Annotated in this window: 14 protein-coding genes and 1 tRNA gene; 12 read left to right on the forward strand and 3 right to left on the reverse strand. The window is 67.5% G+C overall.

All coding sequences use genetic code 11. The annotated features are described in order from the left end of the window. On the forward strand, positions 1-496 hold a 496-nt coding region (locus ACR9ZH_RS06870; RefSeq protein WP_481290020.1), incomplete at its 5' end, for a hypothetical protein. A gap of 182 nt (positions 497-678) precedes the next feature. On the opposite strand, the gene ACR9ZH_RS06875 is transcribed toward ACR9ZH_RS06870, so the two are convergent. Then, a tRNA-Pro gene (locus tag ACR9ZH_RS06875) sits at positions 679-755 on the reverse strand. A gap of 128 nt (positions 756-883) precedes the next feature. On the opposite strand from ACR9ZH_RS06875, the gene hisS reads away from it, so the two are divergent. Beyond that, the gene (gene hisS / locus ACR9ZH_RS06880) at positions 884-2,269 is read left to right on the forward strand and encodes a histidine--tRNA ligase (protein WP_481290021.1); all 1,386 of its coding nucleotides are present in this window, start codon (positions 884-886) and stop codon (positions 2,267-2,269) included. Between the two features lie 34 nt (positions 2,270-2,303). Further along, positions 2,304-4,199, forward strand: coding sequence for an HAL/PAL/TAL family ammonia-lyase (locus tag ACR9ZH_RS06885; RefSeq protein ID WP_481290022.1), 1,896 nt, complete (start codon positions 2,304-2,306; stop codon positions 4,197-4,199). Here the strand turns inward: ACR9ZH_RS06885 and ACR9ZH_RS06890 are convergent. Beyond that, complete coding sequence (locus ACR9ZH_RS06890; protein ID WP_481290023.1) at positions 4,196-4,870, reverse strand: response regulator; 675 nt, start codon at positions 4,868-4,870, stop codon at positions 4,196-4,198. The two genes, ACR9ZH_RS06885 and ACR9ZH_RS06890, sit on opposite strands and share 4 nt — an antisense overlap. Positions 4,871-5,016: 146 nt before the next feature. Between ACR9ZH_RS06890 and ACR9ZH_RS06895 the strand changes: the two genes are divergently transcribed. Genes ACR9ZH_RS06895 through hisIE form a run of 9 tightly spaced genes read left to right on the forward strand, consistent with a single transcriptional unit; the run spans position 5,017 to position 12,340 of the window. Further along, positions 5,017-5,334: a YerC/YecD family TrpR-related protein gene (locus tag ACR9ZH_RS06895; RefSeq protein ID WP_481290024.1), complete on the forward strand. Its 318-nt coding sequence runs from the start codon at positions 5,017-5,019 to the stop codon at positions 5,332-5,334. Positions 5,335-5,360: 26 nt separating this feature from the next. Then, complete coding sequence (gene hisG, locus ACR9ZH_RS06900; RefSeq protein WP_481290093.1) at positions 5,361-6,224, forward strand: ATP phosphoribosyltransferase; 864 nt, start codon at positions 5,361-5,363, stop codon at positions 6,222-6,224. Continuing rightward, positions 6,221-7,528 (forward strand): histidinol dehydrogenase, encoded by a 1,308-nt coding sequence (gene hisD, locus ACR9ZH_RS06905; RefSeq protein ID WP_481290025.1) that lies wholly within the window; start codon positions 6,221-6,223, stop codon positions 7,526-7,528. Before hisG ends, hisD begins: the two co-directional genes overlap by 4 nt. Continuing rightward, entirely contained in the window at positions 7,525-8,583 is a 1,059-nt protein-coding gene (gene hisC / locus ACR9ZH_RS06910; protein WP_481290026.1) for a histidinol-phosphate transaminase, read from the forward strand. Before hisD ends, hisC begins: the two co-directional genes overlap by 4 nt. Beyond that, positions 8,580-9,644, forward strand: a complete 1,065-nt coding sequence (gene hisB / locus ACR9ZH_RS06915; protein ID WP_481290027.1) for a bifunctional histidinol-phosphatase/imidazoleglycerol-phosphate dehydratase HisB — start codon at positions 8,580-8,582, stop codon at positions 9,642-9,644. Before hisC ends, hisB begins: the two co-directional genes overlap by 4 nt. Further along, the gene (hisH, locus tag ACR9ZH_RS06920) at positions 9,644-10,234 is read left to right on the forward strand and encodes an imidazole glycerol phosphate synthase subunit HisH (protein ID WP_481290028.1); all 591 of its coding nucleotides are present in this window, start codon (positions 9,644-9,646) and stop codon (positions 10,232-10,234) included. The genes hisB and hisH overlap by 1 nt, the downstream gene beginning before the upstream one ends. After that, positions 10,231-10,983 (forward strand): 1-(5-phosphoribosyl)-5-[(5-phosphoribosylamino)methylideneamino]imidazole-4-carboxamide isomerase, encoded by a 753-nt coding sequence (gene hisA / locus ACR9ZH_RS06925; protein WP_481290029.1) that lies wholly within the window; start codon positions 10,231-10,233, stop codon positions 10,981-10,983. The genes hisH and hisA overlap by 4 nt, the downstream gene beginning before the upstream one ends. Further along, entirely contained in the window at positions 10,977-11,747 is a 771-nt protein-coding gene (gene hisF, locus ACR9ZH_RS06930; RefSeq protein ID WP_481290030.1) for an imidazole glycerol phosphate synthase subunit HisF, read from the forward strand. The genes hisA and hisF overlap by 7 nt, the downstream gene beginning before the upstream one ends. Further along, positions 11,744-12,340 carry a bifunctional phosphoribosyl-AMP cyclohydrolase/phosphoribosyl-ATP diphosphatase HisIE gene (gene hisIE / locus ACR9ZH_RS06935; protein ID WP_481290031.1) on the forward strand — a complete coding sequence of 199 codons (597 nt, stop codon included), beginning with the start codon at positions 11,744-11,746 and terminating at the stop codon, positions 12,338-12,340. Before hisF ends, hisIE begins: the two co-directional genes overlap by 4 nt. Positions 12,341-12,447: 107 nt before the next feature. Here hisIE and arsC read toward each other — a convergent pair whose 3' ends face one another. Beyond that, positions 12,448-12,783, reverse strand: coding sequence for an arsenate reductase (glutaredoxin) (gene arsC, locus ACR9ZH_RS06940; protein WP_481290032.1), 336 nt, complete (start codon positions 12,781-12,783; stop codon positions 12,448-12,450). Positions 12,784-12,785: the final 2 nt, after the last annotated feature.

Raw genomic sequence — 12,785 nt, forward strand, 5'->3', positions numbered from 1 at the left:
CAAGAACTTCCAGGCGCTGAAAGCCGCCATCCCATCCATCGACGCCATCGACCTGGATGACGAGAACAGTTATGACGTGGCATCCACGGTAAGTTTCTCGGTGATGCTCGGCAAGCTCGGGTACCACGTCATGCCCGACCCCTATACCAACGCGTCGTATTGGATGACCGTCGTCTCCCAGGTGAACCAACAACGCCCCGGCACGATCGATGGCGTCCATCTGCAGGCGTACGCAGGCGGATCCGGCAACAACCCATGTTCAGGCTGGGATTTCGGCGGCATCCCCGTCTACCCCGGCCTGGCGGATACCAGCGTCGCGGGCGGTGTTTCAGTCACCGGGGCAGAGAGCACCGTCGCCAGCTGGGAAAGCCAGTGCGGCATCAGCGGCGCGTTCCTGTGGCTGTATGACGACATCGCGGGCAAGACCTATAACGGCGGAACCTTGTCCGCGGGTTATGCGGGTGCCATCAACGCCGGGCTGACGCCCATCGACTGACCAGGTTAGATACGCCTCAGCGGGATATTGGCAAACAAGGCGGCGCGGGAGCTGTACGGCGGCTTTCGCCCTCGCCGCAGATATAACCGCGCATTTCGGACCATTCCAGGCCACCTGAAACGAAAAAGGCCCGCTTTCACGAGCGGGCCTTTCATCGTCAAGCGACGTAACTACTTGATTATTGGTCGGGGAGACAGGATTCGAACCTGCGACTTCTACGTCCCGAACGTAGCGCTCTACCAGGCTGAGCTACACCCCGACGGGAGCCGCGTATATTAGCCATGGGGCGATTCATTGGCAACAGGTCGTCGCACTTTTTTTACATGCTGCTAATCTATGCGGCTGCCGCATGGCGGCCTCCGTAAAGCCTGTCCGAAGAGGAATTGCATGGCACTCACCCCGGCTCGCACCATGCCCGGTGTCCTCGAGCTCCTTCCGCTCGACCAGATCGCTTTCCAGCGCATGCTGGACACGATCCGCCGCAATTACGAACGGTTCGGCTTCCTGCCGATCGAAACGCCCGTGATCGAGCATAGCGACGTGCTGCTGACGAAGACGGGCGGCGAAACCGAGCGCCAGGTGTATTTCGTCCAGTCGACCGGCGCCCTCGGTGCGGCGGCGGAAAAGGGCGGGGTGCCGGAACTGGCGCTTCGCTTCGACCTTACCGTGCCGCTCGCCCGATACGTGGCCGAGCACGAGCACGACCTCAGCTTCCCGTTCCGCCGTTACCAGATGCAGCGCGTGTATCGCGGCGAGCGCGCGCAGCGCGGCCGTTTCCGCGAGTTCTACCAGTGCGACATCGACGTCATCGGCAAGGACTCCTTGTCGGTGCGCTATGACGCCGAGATCCCGGCCGTCATCTACAGCGTCTTCCGCGACCTCGACATCGGCCCCTTCACCATCCAGTTGAACAACCGGAAGTTGATGCGCGGTTATTTCGAGAATCTCGGCATTACCGGTGCGGAACAGCAGACGCTGGTGCTGCGCGAGGTGGACAAGCTCGACAAGCGCGGTGCGGATTACGTGCGCGAAACGCTCACCGGCGACGCTTTCGGCCTCTCCAACGACGTCGCAGGCAAGATCCTCGACTTCGTCCAGGTTCGCTCGGCCTCGGTGGCGGATGCGTTCGCCAGGCTCGATGCGCTCGGCAGCGGCTCGGAAACCTTCGAGCAGGGCCGGGCCGAACTGAAGGAAGTCCTCGGTCTGATCCGCGACTTCGGTGTGCCGGAGACGCACTTCGCGTTGAACCTTTCCATCGCCCGCGGTCTCGATTACTACACCGGCACGGTGTACGAGACCACGCTGAACGACCATCCGGGCATCGGTTCCATCTGCTCGGGCGGCCGTTATGAAAACCTTGCGGGCCAGTACACCAAGTCGCACCTGCCGGGCGTTGGCATTTCCATCGGCCTGACGCGCCTCTACTGGCAGCTCCGCGAAGCCGGCCTGGTGTCGACGGCGCAGAGCACGGTGGATGTGCTGGTGACCCAGATGGACGCCGCCCAGTTGCCCACCTACCTCGCGATCGCGAGCGAGCTGCGCAACGCCGGGATCGCCACCGAGGTGGTGCTCGAAGGCGGTAAGCTGGGCAAGCAGTTCAAGTACGCGGATCGCGCCGGTATCCGTTTCGTCCTGGTCATCGGCGAAGACGAGATGGCCAAGGGTGTCGTCACCGTCAAGGACCTGCGCCGCGAAGACCAGTTCGAAGTCTCCCGCGCCGATCTGGTGAAGACACTGCGCGTCGAACTGGCCCAGGCCGAGATCGGCTGCTGATTCCTCCTCCCACCGACGTCCCACGGCCCTACCCATGACCAGCAGCATCCTCCTCGACGGCCGCAGCCTCACCCGGGCGCAGGTCGCCGCCATCGCCCGGCAGGGCGCTACGATCCGCCTCGACGAGGCGCAGCTGCTGAAGGTGAAGCGGGCGGCGGATTTCCTGGCCGAGAAGGTGGGCGGGGGCGAGCCGATCTACGGTGTCACTACGGGCTTCGGCAGCAATGCCGACAAGCTGCTTGGCGCGCATCGCGTGCGCGACGAACTCCCGGGCGGCAATCCGGAGCCGCGCGAGGGCAGCCTGCTCGAAGAGCTGCAGCACAACCTGATCATTACCCATGCCGTGTGCGTGGGTAAGCCGTTCTCGGCCGAAGTGGTCCGCGCGATGCTGGCCATCCGCGTAAACACGTTGATGAAGGGACATTCCGGCATTCGCGTGGAAACGTTGCGTGCGCTCGCCGAACTGCTGAACCGCAACGTGATCCCGGTGATTCCGGAGAAGGGCTCCGTGGGCGCCAGCGGCGACCTGGCGCCGCTCTCCCACCTGGCCATCGTATTGCTCGGTGGCGGCGAAGCGTTCTACGAGGGCGAGCGGATGCCGGGTGCGAAGGCGCTGGCTGCCGCGGGTCTCGAACCGCTGCGCCTGTCCTTCAAGGAAGGCCTGGCGCTGAACAACGGCACGACGCAGATGCTCGCGACCGGCGTGCTCGCGCTCGACACGATGGACATGCTCATCCGCACCGCCGACCTCGCCGCGGCGATGACGCTCGATGCCTTCGCCGGGCGTACCGGTGCGTATGCCGAGGAAGTCCACGCCCTGCGCCCGCATCCGGGCCAGGTCGCGGCGGCGCGCAACATCCGCGGCCTCCTCGCGGGATCGACCCTCGCCGATATTCCCTACCACCTTGTGCCGCGTTTCCGCCCCTGGCTTTCCGACTCCTGGTCGACCCCCGAGGAGCAGGCTTACCGCTTCGATATCGGCTGGGACTGGGTGCCGGTCACCCAGCGCCACGGCAAGGAAGCGTTCTACTCGCGCTTCCTCCCGTTCAAGGGCGGCAAGAAACACCAGCCCCAGGATGCCTACTGCCTGCGCTGCGCACCGCAGGTGCACGGCGCGGTGCGCGACGCCTGGGAGCAGGCGTGCCGCGTGTTCGATGTCGAGCTCAACGCGGTCACCGACAATCCGCTGGTGTTCCCGGACGCCAAGGACGCGGAAGTCATCGAAGACCAGGTGATTTCCGCCGGCCACTTCCACGGCATGCCGCTCGCGCTGGCCATGAGCTACGTGAAGGCGGCCATTCCGGTGCTGGCGTCGATCTCCGAGCGCCGCACGGCGAAGCTCGTCGATCCGGCGAACAACGATGGCCTGCCGGCGTTCCTCATCGGCAACGAGGACGCGACGGACTCGGGCTTCATGATCGTGCAGTACACGGCCGCGGCCCTGGTCAACGACCTCGCCACGCGCGCGCATCCGGCCTCGGTCTATTCCGTACCCACCAGCGCCAACGCCGAAGACCACGTCTCGATGGGCGCCAACGAAGCGCGCCACGTGCTGGAAATGACCGAAGACCTCGGCCATGTACTGGCGATGGAGTTGTATACCGCCGCGCAGGCGCTCGAATACCGGCAGGACATGCTCAATGCGGCGCGCTCGCTGGCGCATCGTGGCGATCTCCAGGCCCTGGCGTCGAAGATCTCCGGCGCGCCGCGCACGGATTCGCCGCATTACGCGCGCTTCGAAAGCGAGGTGCGTGCCCTGATGGATGCGCTGGCCTCGGCCGAGGATTTCCATGGCGGCGAAGCGGTGCGTAGCGCGCTGGCCACGTTGCGCGAGCACGTGGCCTTCATGCAGCGCGACCGCGCGATGGACGGCGACGTGCGCGCGGTGTGCGACCTGGTAGCGTCGGGCCGGCTGGTGGCCGGCCTCTAGACCGTCTCGCCGGCAGGCACCCAGTCATCGAGCATGCCGGCACGAACGCCGGCGAGGTACTGGTAGAGCTGGGCGTCGTTGACGAGGCCCAGTTTCGCCATGGCCGAGCGCTTCTGCCGGCTGATGGTCTTGAAGCTGCGGCCCATGAGGGCAGCGATCTCCGATAGCCCGTGTCCTTCCGCATAGGCGCGCAGCACCTCCACTTCACGCGGGGACAGCCGCGTGGCGAGGTCCTCATGCCCGGCGGCGCAGTCCGCCTCGTGGAACAGCCGGCGGATCGCTGGACTCAGATAGGAGCGGCCCACGTCCGCGGCATGCACGGCCACCGGGATGTCGCGCAGGTTGGTGCGCTTGTCGAAGATGGCGGCCACGCCCATGTCCAGCAGGCTGCGCAGGATGGCGGGATTCGCAAGCATGGTGAGGACCACGATCCCGATGTCCGGCCGGGTGGCCCGGATGCGGCGGATCATGGGCATGCCGTCCGGCTGGCTGCCTTCGGGCATGGAATAGTCGGTGACGACGACATCGCAGGGGTGGTCGGCGAGGGCCTCGAAGAGCGTGTCGGTGTCGTGCGCGCGGGCGACGACATCGTATCGATGCCCCTTGAGAATGGTTTCGACCCCCGCAACGACGACCGGGTGATCGTCGGCGATGATCACGGAGCTCGGCATGGTACGGCTCACAACATGGAATGGCGACATGTTGGCCAGCGCCTGCCCCGAAATATATGGAAGAAAAGCGCAATTCCTTGCCGGGGACTTGCCACGCGGCGGTTGCATAGGTACGATGCGTTATCGTATTAACGCGTTAGTACATTATGAAGCGCCGATCGCTTGCCCCGGAAACTCCCGCCGATTCCGCCGAAACCAGCCTGTGCGAGGCCCTTGCCGGCCTGTCCACGGTGGAAGAGATGCGCGCCTTCCTGCACGACCTCTGCACCCCGGCGGAGATCGAGGTGATGGTCGACCGCTGGCGGGTCGTGCCGCACCTCCTGGAGGGGCGGTCGTACCGGGAGATCCACGAGCGCACGGCGGTCAGCATCACCACGATCGGCCGGGTGGCCCGTTACCTGAACCAGGGTAACGGCGGGTACATGGCCGCCGCGGCGCGGCGCAATGCCGGAGGTGCGGCGTGAAGCCGCGCGACCGCCTGCGCGTCGCCATGCAGAAGTCCGGCCGGCTCACGGAGCCGGCCCAGGAACTGCTGGCGCGCTGCGGCCTGAAGTTCAGGCAAAGCCGCGACAAGCTGTTCTGCTTCGGCGAGGGCGAGCCGGTCGATCTGCTCCTGGTTCGCGACGACGACATCCCGGGGCTCATCGCCGAAGGCGTCTGCGACCTGGGCATCGTCGGGCGGAACGTGCTGCGCGAGTTCCAGCAGTCGAACCTGGACGCCGGCGCGGAGCTGGACGAATTGCGGCCGCTTGGTTTCGGCCACTGCCGCCTGTCCATCGCCATGCCCCAGGAAGACGCTTACGAAGGTCCCCTGCAACTTGGTGGACAGCGCATCGCCACGTCGTATCCCGGGCTGCTCGGTGAGTGGCTGCGTACGAACGGTGTGGACGCGAAGGTGGTGATGCTGGCGGGCTCGGTGGAAATCGCACCCAGGCTCGGCACGGCCGATGCCATCTGCGATCTCGTTTCCAGCGGTGCCACCCTCGTAGCCAACCAGCTGCGCGAAGTGGCGGTGGTGGCCGAGAGCGAAGCCGTGCTCGCAGGGCGCCGCGAACTGCCGGCCGACGAGCGCGGCGAGATCGCCGAACTCCTGCTGCGCCGGCTCGACGGCGTCATCCAGGTGCGCGATTCGCGCCTGATCCTGATGCAGGCGCCGCGCCACTCGCTGGCGGAGATCACGCGCCTGCTTCCTGGCGCCCCGGTGCCGACCCTCACGCCGGTAGACGGCGCACCGGACCAGGTGGTGCTGCAGGCACTCTGCGCGGGCTCGGTGAGCTGGCGCCAGCTGGAAGACATGAAACGTGCCGGAGCCCGCGACATGCTGGTGCTCCCGGTGGAGAAGATGCTGGCATGAAGCGGATCGACTGGAAGACGCTCGACGAAGCGGAGCGCGACGCCGCACTGGCCCGGCCCGCGCAGTCGCGCGCTCCCGGCCTGCGCCAGGGCGTGGAAGTGATCGTCGCCGAGGTGCGCGCGCGTGGTGACGCGGCCTTGTTGGAGCTGACTGCGCGATACGACGGCTGCGAGCTGGACGAGCTTGCCGTCACGGAAGAAGAGTTCGATCGCGCGGAGGCGCGGCTCGCGCCGGAACTCAAGGCGGCCGTGCTCGAGGCCGCGGGCCGCATCGAGACCTTCCACCGAGCCGCTGCGCCCGTGCCGGTCGCCGTCGATACGGCACCGGGCGTGCGGGTCGAACGCGTGTTGCGGCCCATTCGCCGCGTCGGTCTTTACGTACCCGCGGGGGGCGCACCGCTGCCTTCCACCGCGGTCATGCTCGGCGTGCCGGCAGCGATCGCGGGCTGCCGCGACGTGGTCCTGTGCACGCCGGTGCAGGCGAACGGACGCTGCGACGACGCCGTCTTGTTCGCGGCCCGTGCCGTCGGGGTCCATCGCGTGTTCAAACTGGGCGGCGCGCAGGCGATTGCGGCCATGGCTTACGGAACGGCCTCCGTACCCCGCTGCGACAAGCTCTTCGGACCCGGCAATGCCTGGGTCACCGAGGCGAAGCTGCAGGTGGCCGGCGATCCCTCAGGTGCCGCCATTGATATGCCCGCGGGTCCGTCGGAAGTCCTTGTCATCGCCGATGCTTCGGCCGACCCGCGCTTCGTCGCCGCCGACCTGCTGTCGCAGGCGGAGCACGGACCCGATTCGCAGGTGTTCCTGGTCAGCCCTTCCAGCGAGCTGCTCGACAGCGTGGAGGCCGAAGTGGAACGCCAATGCGGCGAGCTGCCGCGGGCGGCAGTCGCAAGCGTCGCGCTGCGCGAGAGCCGCCTCGTACTGGTGAGCGACCTCGACGAGGCGGTGGCGGTCAGCAACCGCTACGCACCGGAGCATCTGATCGTGCAGACGACCGACCCGCGCGCTTTGCTGGACGACATCGAATCCGCGGGATCCGTCTTCCTCGGCGAATGGACGCCTGAATCGGTGGGCGACTATTGCAGCGGCAGCAACCACGTCCTGCCCACCTACGGCTACGCACGCAGCTATAGCGGCGTGTCGGTGGCAAGCTTCCAGAAACAGGTCACGGTGCAGGAGCTCACGGCCGAAGGCCTGCGCGGCATCGGTCCCTGCGCCGCGGTCCTCGCGGAGGCGGAGCAGCTGGAAGCGCACCGGCGCGCGGTGACCCTCCGTCTCGCTGCCATGGACGCGGTCGCATGAGCGTCCTCGACCTGGCCCGGCCCGATATCCGCGCGCTGACGCCTTACTCCAGCGCGCGTATGGAAGCGCAGGGTGGAACCGTGCTGCTCAACGCGAACGAATCCTCCCGGTCACCGAACATCCCCCGCGGCGAGGGTCTCAACCGCTATCCCGATCCGCAGCCGCTCGCGCTGGTGGCCGCGCTGGCGGAACTCTACGGCTGCGACATGGATCGCGTGCTCGTCACGCGCGGCAGCGACGAAGCCATCGACCTGCTCGTTCGCGCGTTCTGCCGCGCGGGCCAGGATGCCGTCGTGGTATCGCCGCCGACCTTCGGCATGTATGCCGTGTGCGCGCGGATCCAGGCTGCGGCCGTGATCGAATCGCCGCTCGGCGCCTCCGGCGCGCTGGATCCCGAAAAGCTGCTGTCCGACATCACCCCAGCGGTGAAGCTGGTCTTCGTCTGCACGCCGAACAACCCGACGGGCAACCTCGTGGACGTCGGCGTGCTCGACCGCCTGGCGAAGGAGCTTGACGGGCGTGCACTGCTGGTGGTGGACGAGGCCTATGCCGAGTTCAGTGGCGCGCGCAGCGCCACCTCGCTGGTCGACGCATACGACAACGTGGCGGTATTGCGCACGCTGTCGAAGGCCTGGTCCCTGGCGGGCGCCCGTGTCGGTGCGCTGGTCGCGCGTCCCGAGGTGATCGGTCTGCTGCGCCGGATCATCCCGCCTTATCCGTTGCCGTCGCCGTGCGTCGAAGCGGCGCTCGGCGCGCTTTCGTACGAAGGCCGCCGCGTGCAGCGCCATCACCTGAACGAGATCCTGGCCGAGCGTGCGCGCATGTTCGCCGAGCTGCCGAAGCTGCCGGGCGTGCGGGAAGTCCTGCCGTCGCACGCCAATTTTCTCGCCGTGCGCTTCGACGACGCGGCGGGCACGTACCGTCGCCTGCTGGCGGCAGGCGTCGTGGTGCGCGACATCACGAAGTATCCCGGACTCGGCGATGCCTTGCGCATCACCGTCGGCACGGGGAACGAGAACGACCGCGTGCTCGCGGTACTCAGGGCTGGCGCATGAACCGGAAGATCCTCTTCGTCGACCGCGACGGGTGCCTCATCGAGGAGCCTGCTGACGAGCAGATCGACAGCTACGAGAAGCTGGCGTTGATGCCCGGTGTCATCGCCGCGCTGCAGCGTTGCGTCGGGGCAGGCTATGAGCTGGTGATGGTGACGAACCAGGACGGTCTTGGCACGCCGTCGTTTCCGCAGGAAGCCTTCGACGGACCGCACGAACTCCTGCTGCGCATCTTCGCCTCCCAGGGCATCGTCTTCCGCGAGCAGCTGATCGACCGCAGCTTCCCGCAAGAGAATCGAGATACCCGCAAGCCCGCGACCGGCCTCGCCCGTCACTGGCTTGCCGACGACGGCTGGAGCCGTGCGCAATCGGCCATGGCAGGCGACCGCGAGACCGACCTCGCTTTCGCGGCGAACATGGGCGTACGCGGATTCCGGGTGGGGAAGGGTGGCATGACCTGGGCAGAACTTGCCCACGCGCTGCTCGACTCCCCGCGTACGGCCGACGTGGTGCGCGCCACCAGGGAGACATCCATCCGCGTCTCCGTCGACCTCGACCGTATCGCGGACCCCGTCGTCCACACGGGGCTGGGCTTCTTCGACCACATGCTCGAACAGATCGGCAAGCACGGCGGCTTCGCGCTGAGCCTGCGCTGCGACGGCGACATCCACATCGACGAACACCACACCGTCGAGGACGCCGCGCTCGCCCTGGGCCAGGCGCTTCGCCAGGCGCTCGGCGACAAGCGGGGCATCGGCCGATACGGCTTCGCCCTGCCGATGGACGAAAGCGCGGCGCGCGCCGAACTCGATCTTTCGGGGCGGCCGTACTTCGTGTTCGACGGCTCGTTCCCGCGCGAGCGGGTCGGCGACCTGCCGACGGAACTCGTGCCGCACTTCTTTCGCTCGCTGTGCGAGACGCTGGGTGCGAACCTGCACCTGACCGTGCGCGGCGACAACGCGCACCACATGGTCGAGGGCTGCTTCAAGGTGGTCGCGCGCACCTTGCGCCAGGCGATCCGCCGCGAGGGTGCCGACCTGCCGAGCACGAAGGGCAGCCTGTGATGCGCGTGGTCCTCGTCGATGCCGGCGGCACGAACATCGGCTCCGTGCGCTACGCCCTGCAGCGCCTCGGCACCGACGCGGAACTCACCGCCGACGCGGAGCGCATCCGCGCCGCCAGCCACGTCATCCTGCCGGGTGTCGGTGCGGCCGGCCCGGGCATGCGGAGGCTTCGCGAATCAGGCCTCGTGGACGTGCTGCGCAGCCTGACCCAGCCGGTCCTCGGCGTATGCCTGGGCATGCAGCTGCTGTGCGAGCGCTCGGAGGAGGGCGATACCGAGTGCCTCGGCGTCGTTCCGGCCACCGTGCGCCATTTCGCAGGCGGCGCGGCACTGCGCGTACCGCACATGGGCTGGAACGGCCTGCATGTCACGGCCGACCATCCGCTCGTCGCCGGGCTGCGCGAGGGCGATGCGGCGTACTTCGTCCACAGCTATGCCGTACCCACCGGCGAGTACACGCTTGCGTCGAGCGAGCACGGCCAGGCCTTCTCGGCGGTCGTCGCCGCCGGCAACTTCATGGGCATGCAGTTCCACCCCGAGCGCTCGGCGGGCCTGGGCGCGCAGCTCCTGCGAAACTTCCTCTCCCTATGACCCTACCGATTCCCGCCATCGATCTGCGCGACGGCAAGGTCGTCCGCCTGTACAAGGGCGACTACACGCAGCAGACCACCTTCGCCTTCGAGCCGGAGGCGCTCGCCGCACGCTACGCCGACGAAGGCGCCGACTGGCTGCATGTCGTCGATCTCGATGGCGCGCGCTCGGGACGCTTCGAGAACCTCGCGACCATCGCCGGGATCGCCTCGAGCGGCCGTCTTCGCGTCCAGGCCGGTGGCGGCGTTCGCGACGAGGATGGCGTGCGCCGGTTGCTGGAGGCGGGCGTGCATCGCGTCGTCGTCGGCAGCGTGGCCATCCGCGATCCGGAGACTGTGGCGGCGTGGATCGGCCGGTACGGTGCCGACCGCATCGTGCTCGCGCTGGATACGCGATTCAGGGATGGCGTATGGAAACTGCCCAGCGCGGGCTGGACCGCCGACGAAGCGAGGACGCTCGACGACCTGGTCCCCTGGTATGCGGCCGCCGGTGCGCGTCATCTGTTGTGCACGGACATCGACCGCGACGGCACCATGAGCGGGCCCAACACGGCGCTCTACCGGCACCTCGGCGCGCTGGCCCCGGCGTTGGCGGTGCAGGCCTCCGGTGGCGTGCGTTCACTCGACGACGTCGCCGCGCTGGCCTTGCAAGGCACGGCAGGCGTCATCCTCGGCAGGGCGCTGCTCGAAGGCGCTTTCACCCTCGCGGCGGCCTTCGCCATGGCGGAACGGGCGAGCGCATCATGCTGAGCCGTCGCATCGTGCCCTGCCTGGACGTGCGCGACGGGCAGGTAGTGAAGGGAGTGCGCTTCCGCGACCACGTCGTCGTGGGCGAAATCGTGGAGCTGGCATTGCGCTACCGCGACGAGGGAGCCGACGAACTCGTGTTCTACGACATCACGGCCAGCCCGGAAGGACGTCGCGTCGACCGTGCCTGGGTGGAGCGCGTGGCGCGCGAGATCGACATTCCCTTTTGCGTTGCCGGCGGCATTCGCAGCGTCGACGACGCGCGCGAGGTTCTCCATGCAGGAGCCGACAAGATCTCGATCAATTCGCCAGCGCTCGAGCGGCCTGCCCTGGTGGGCGAACTCGCCGATGCCTTCGGCGTGCAGTGCGTCGTCGTCGGCGTGGACAGCCTTCGCGACGAAGACGGCGAGTGGCGGGTCCGGCAGTACGCCGGCGATCCCTCGCGCACCCGTGCCCTGCGCAAGCGAACGCTGGACTGGATAACCGATGTGCAGCAGCTCGGCGCGGGAGAGATCGTGCTCAACTGCATGGGCACCGACGGCGTTCGCCGCGGTTACGACATCGAACAACTCAAGGCGGCGCGGGCCGTGAGCAGCGTACCGCTCGTCGCCTCGGGAGGCGCGGGCGTGGCATCCCATTTCACCGAGGTATTCCGCGAGGCCGATGTCGACGCGGCACTGGCGGCAAGCGTGTTCCATTCGGGCGACATCGGCATTCCCGCGCTGAAACGCGAACTGCGGACGCACGGCATCGAGGTGAGGCTATGAACGCGAATTTCGCCAAAGGCGGCGGCCTGTTGCCGGCGATCGTGCAGCACGCGCGCACCGGCGAGGTGCTGATGTTGGGCTACATGGACGAAGCGGCGTGGAAGGCTACGCAGGAACTCGGCTTCGTCACGTTCTTCAGCCGCAGCAAGCAGCGTCTCTGGACGAAGGGCGAAACGTCCGGAAACACCCTGGCCGTGGTCGACACCCGGCTCGATTGCGATGCGGACACGATCCTCGTGCGCGCGCTCCCGGCAGGCCCGACCTGCCATAACGGCACGTCGAGCTGCTTCGGCGACGGCGTGGCGCCATCGCTGGCTTTCCTCGCGGAGCTGGACGCGCTGGTGGCATCGCGTTTCGACGAGCGTCCGCCCGGCAGCTATACGACGAGGTTGTTCGAGGAAGGCCTGCGCCGCATCGCGCAGAAGGTGGGCGAAGAAGGCGTCGAGACGGCGCTGGCGGTAGTCGCGCAGGACGACGATGCGCTGGTCGGCGAAGCGGCCGACCTCGTCTTTCACCTCATGGTGGCACTGCGCGCGCGCAACATCGGCTTCGACGCGGTCGCCGCGAAGCTGGCGTCAAGGCACCGCGAGTAGCAACCCCCCGGTTACTGTAGGAGCGGACCTTGTCCGCGACAGCTTCTCGCGATATGGCAGCAGGCCCTGTTGCTGTTCGCGAAAGGCTGTCGCGGACAAGTCCGCTCCTACAGAATGTCGAGGACGGCTTCGGGCGGGCGGCCTAGCGCCGCCTTGTTACCGTTGATGACCACGGGCCGTTCGATCAGCTTGGGTGTCTCCACCATCGCCTGGATCAGCTGGGCCCGCGTAAGGCCTTCCGGCAGCGCGGCATAGGCCTCTTCGCCCTTGCGCATCAGAGCGCGCGGTTCGAGTTTGAGCAGACCCAGCACGCGGTCGATCTCCGCCGCCGAGGGCGGCGTGGCCTGATAGTCGACGATCGTGGGCGAGAGGCCCCGGGCCTGCAACAGCGCCAGCGTTTCCCGCGACTTGGAGCAGCGCGGGTTATGCCAGATCGTGAGCATGG

It is taken from the genome of Luteibacter sp. SVR4-7G (assembly GCF_056755555.1).

What these genes read in the sequence shown, in the direction of transcription:
- hisG (WP_481290093.1), top strand. Translation starts at nt 5,361, where the DNA reads ATGCAGAAGTCCGGCCGGCTCACGGAGCCGGCCCAGGAACTGCTGGCG.
- hisD (WP_481290025.1), top strand. Translation starts at nt 6,221, where the DNA reads ATGAAGCGGATCGACTGGAAGACGCTCGACGAAGCGGAGCGCGACGCC.
- ACR9ZH_RS06890 (WP_481290023.1), bottom strand. Translation starts at nt 4,870, where the DNA reads ATGCCGAGCTCCGTGATCATCGCCGACGATCACCCGGTCGTCGTTGCG.
- hisC (WP_481290026.1), top strand. Translation starts at nt 7,525, where the DNA reads ATGAGCGTCCTCGACCTGGCCCGGCCCGATATCCGCGCGCTGACGCCT.
- hisIE (WP_481290031.1), top strand. Translation starts at nt 11,744, where the DNA reads ATGAACGCGAATTTCGCCAAAGGCGGCGGCCTGTTGCCGGCGATCGTG.
- arsC (WP_481290032.1), bottom strand. Translation starts at nt 12,783, where the DNA reads ATGCTCACGATCTGGCATAACCCGCGCTGCTCCAAGTCGCGGGAAACG.
- hisA (WP_481290029.1), top strand. Translation starts at nt 10,231, where the DNA reads ATGACCCTACCGATTCCCGCCATCGATCTGCGCGACGGCAAGGTCGTC.
- ACR9ZH_RS06885 (WP_481290022.1), top strand. Translation starts at nt 2,304, where the DNA reads ATGACCAGCAGCATCCTCCTCGACGGCCGCAGCCTCACCCGGGCGCAG.
- hisS (WP_481290021.1), top strand. Translation starts at nt 884, where the DNA reads ATGGCACTCACCCCGGCTCGCACCATGCCCGGTGTCCTCGAGCTCCTT.
- hisB (WP_481290027.1), top strand. Translation starts at nt 8,580, where the DNA reads ATGAACCGGAAGATCCTCTTCGTCGACCGCGACGGGTGCCTCATCGAG.
- hisH (WP_481290028.1), top strand. Translation starts at nt 9,644, where the DNA reads ATGCGCGTGGTCCTCGTCGATGCCGGCGGCACGAACATCGGCTCCGTG.
- hisF (WP_481290030.1), top strand. Translation starts at nt 10,977, where the DNA reads ATGCTGAGCCGTCGCATCGTGCCCTGCCTGGACGTGCGCGACGGGCAG.
- ACR9ZH_RS06895 (WP_481290024.1), top strand. Translation starts at nt 5,017, where the DNA reads ATGAAGCGCCGATCGCTTGCCCCGGAAACTCCCGCCGATTCCGCCGAA.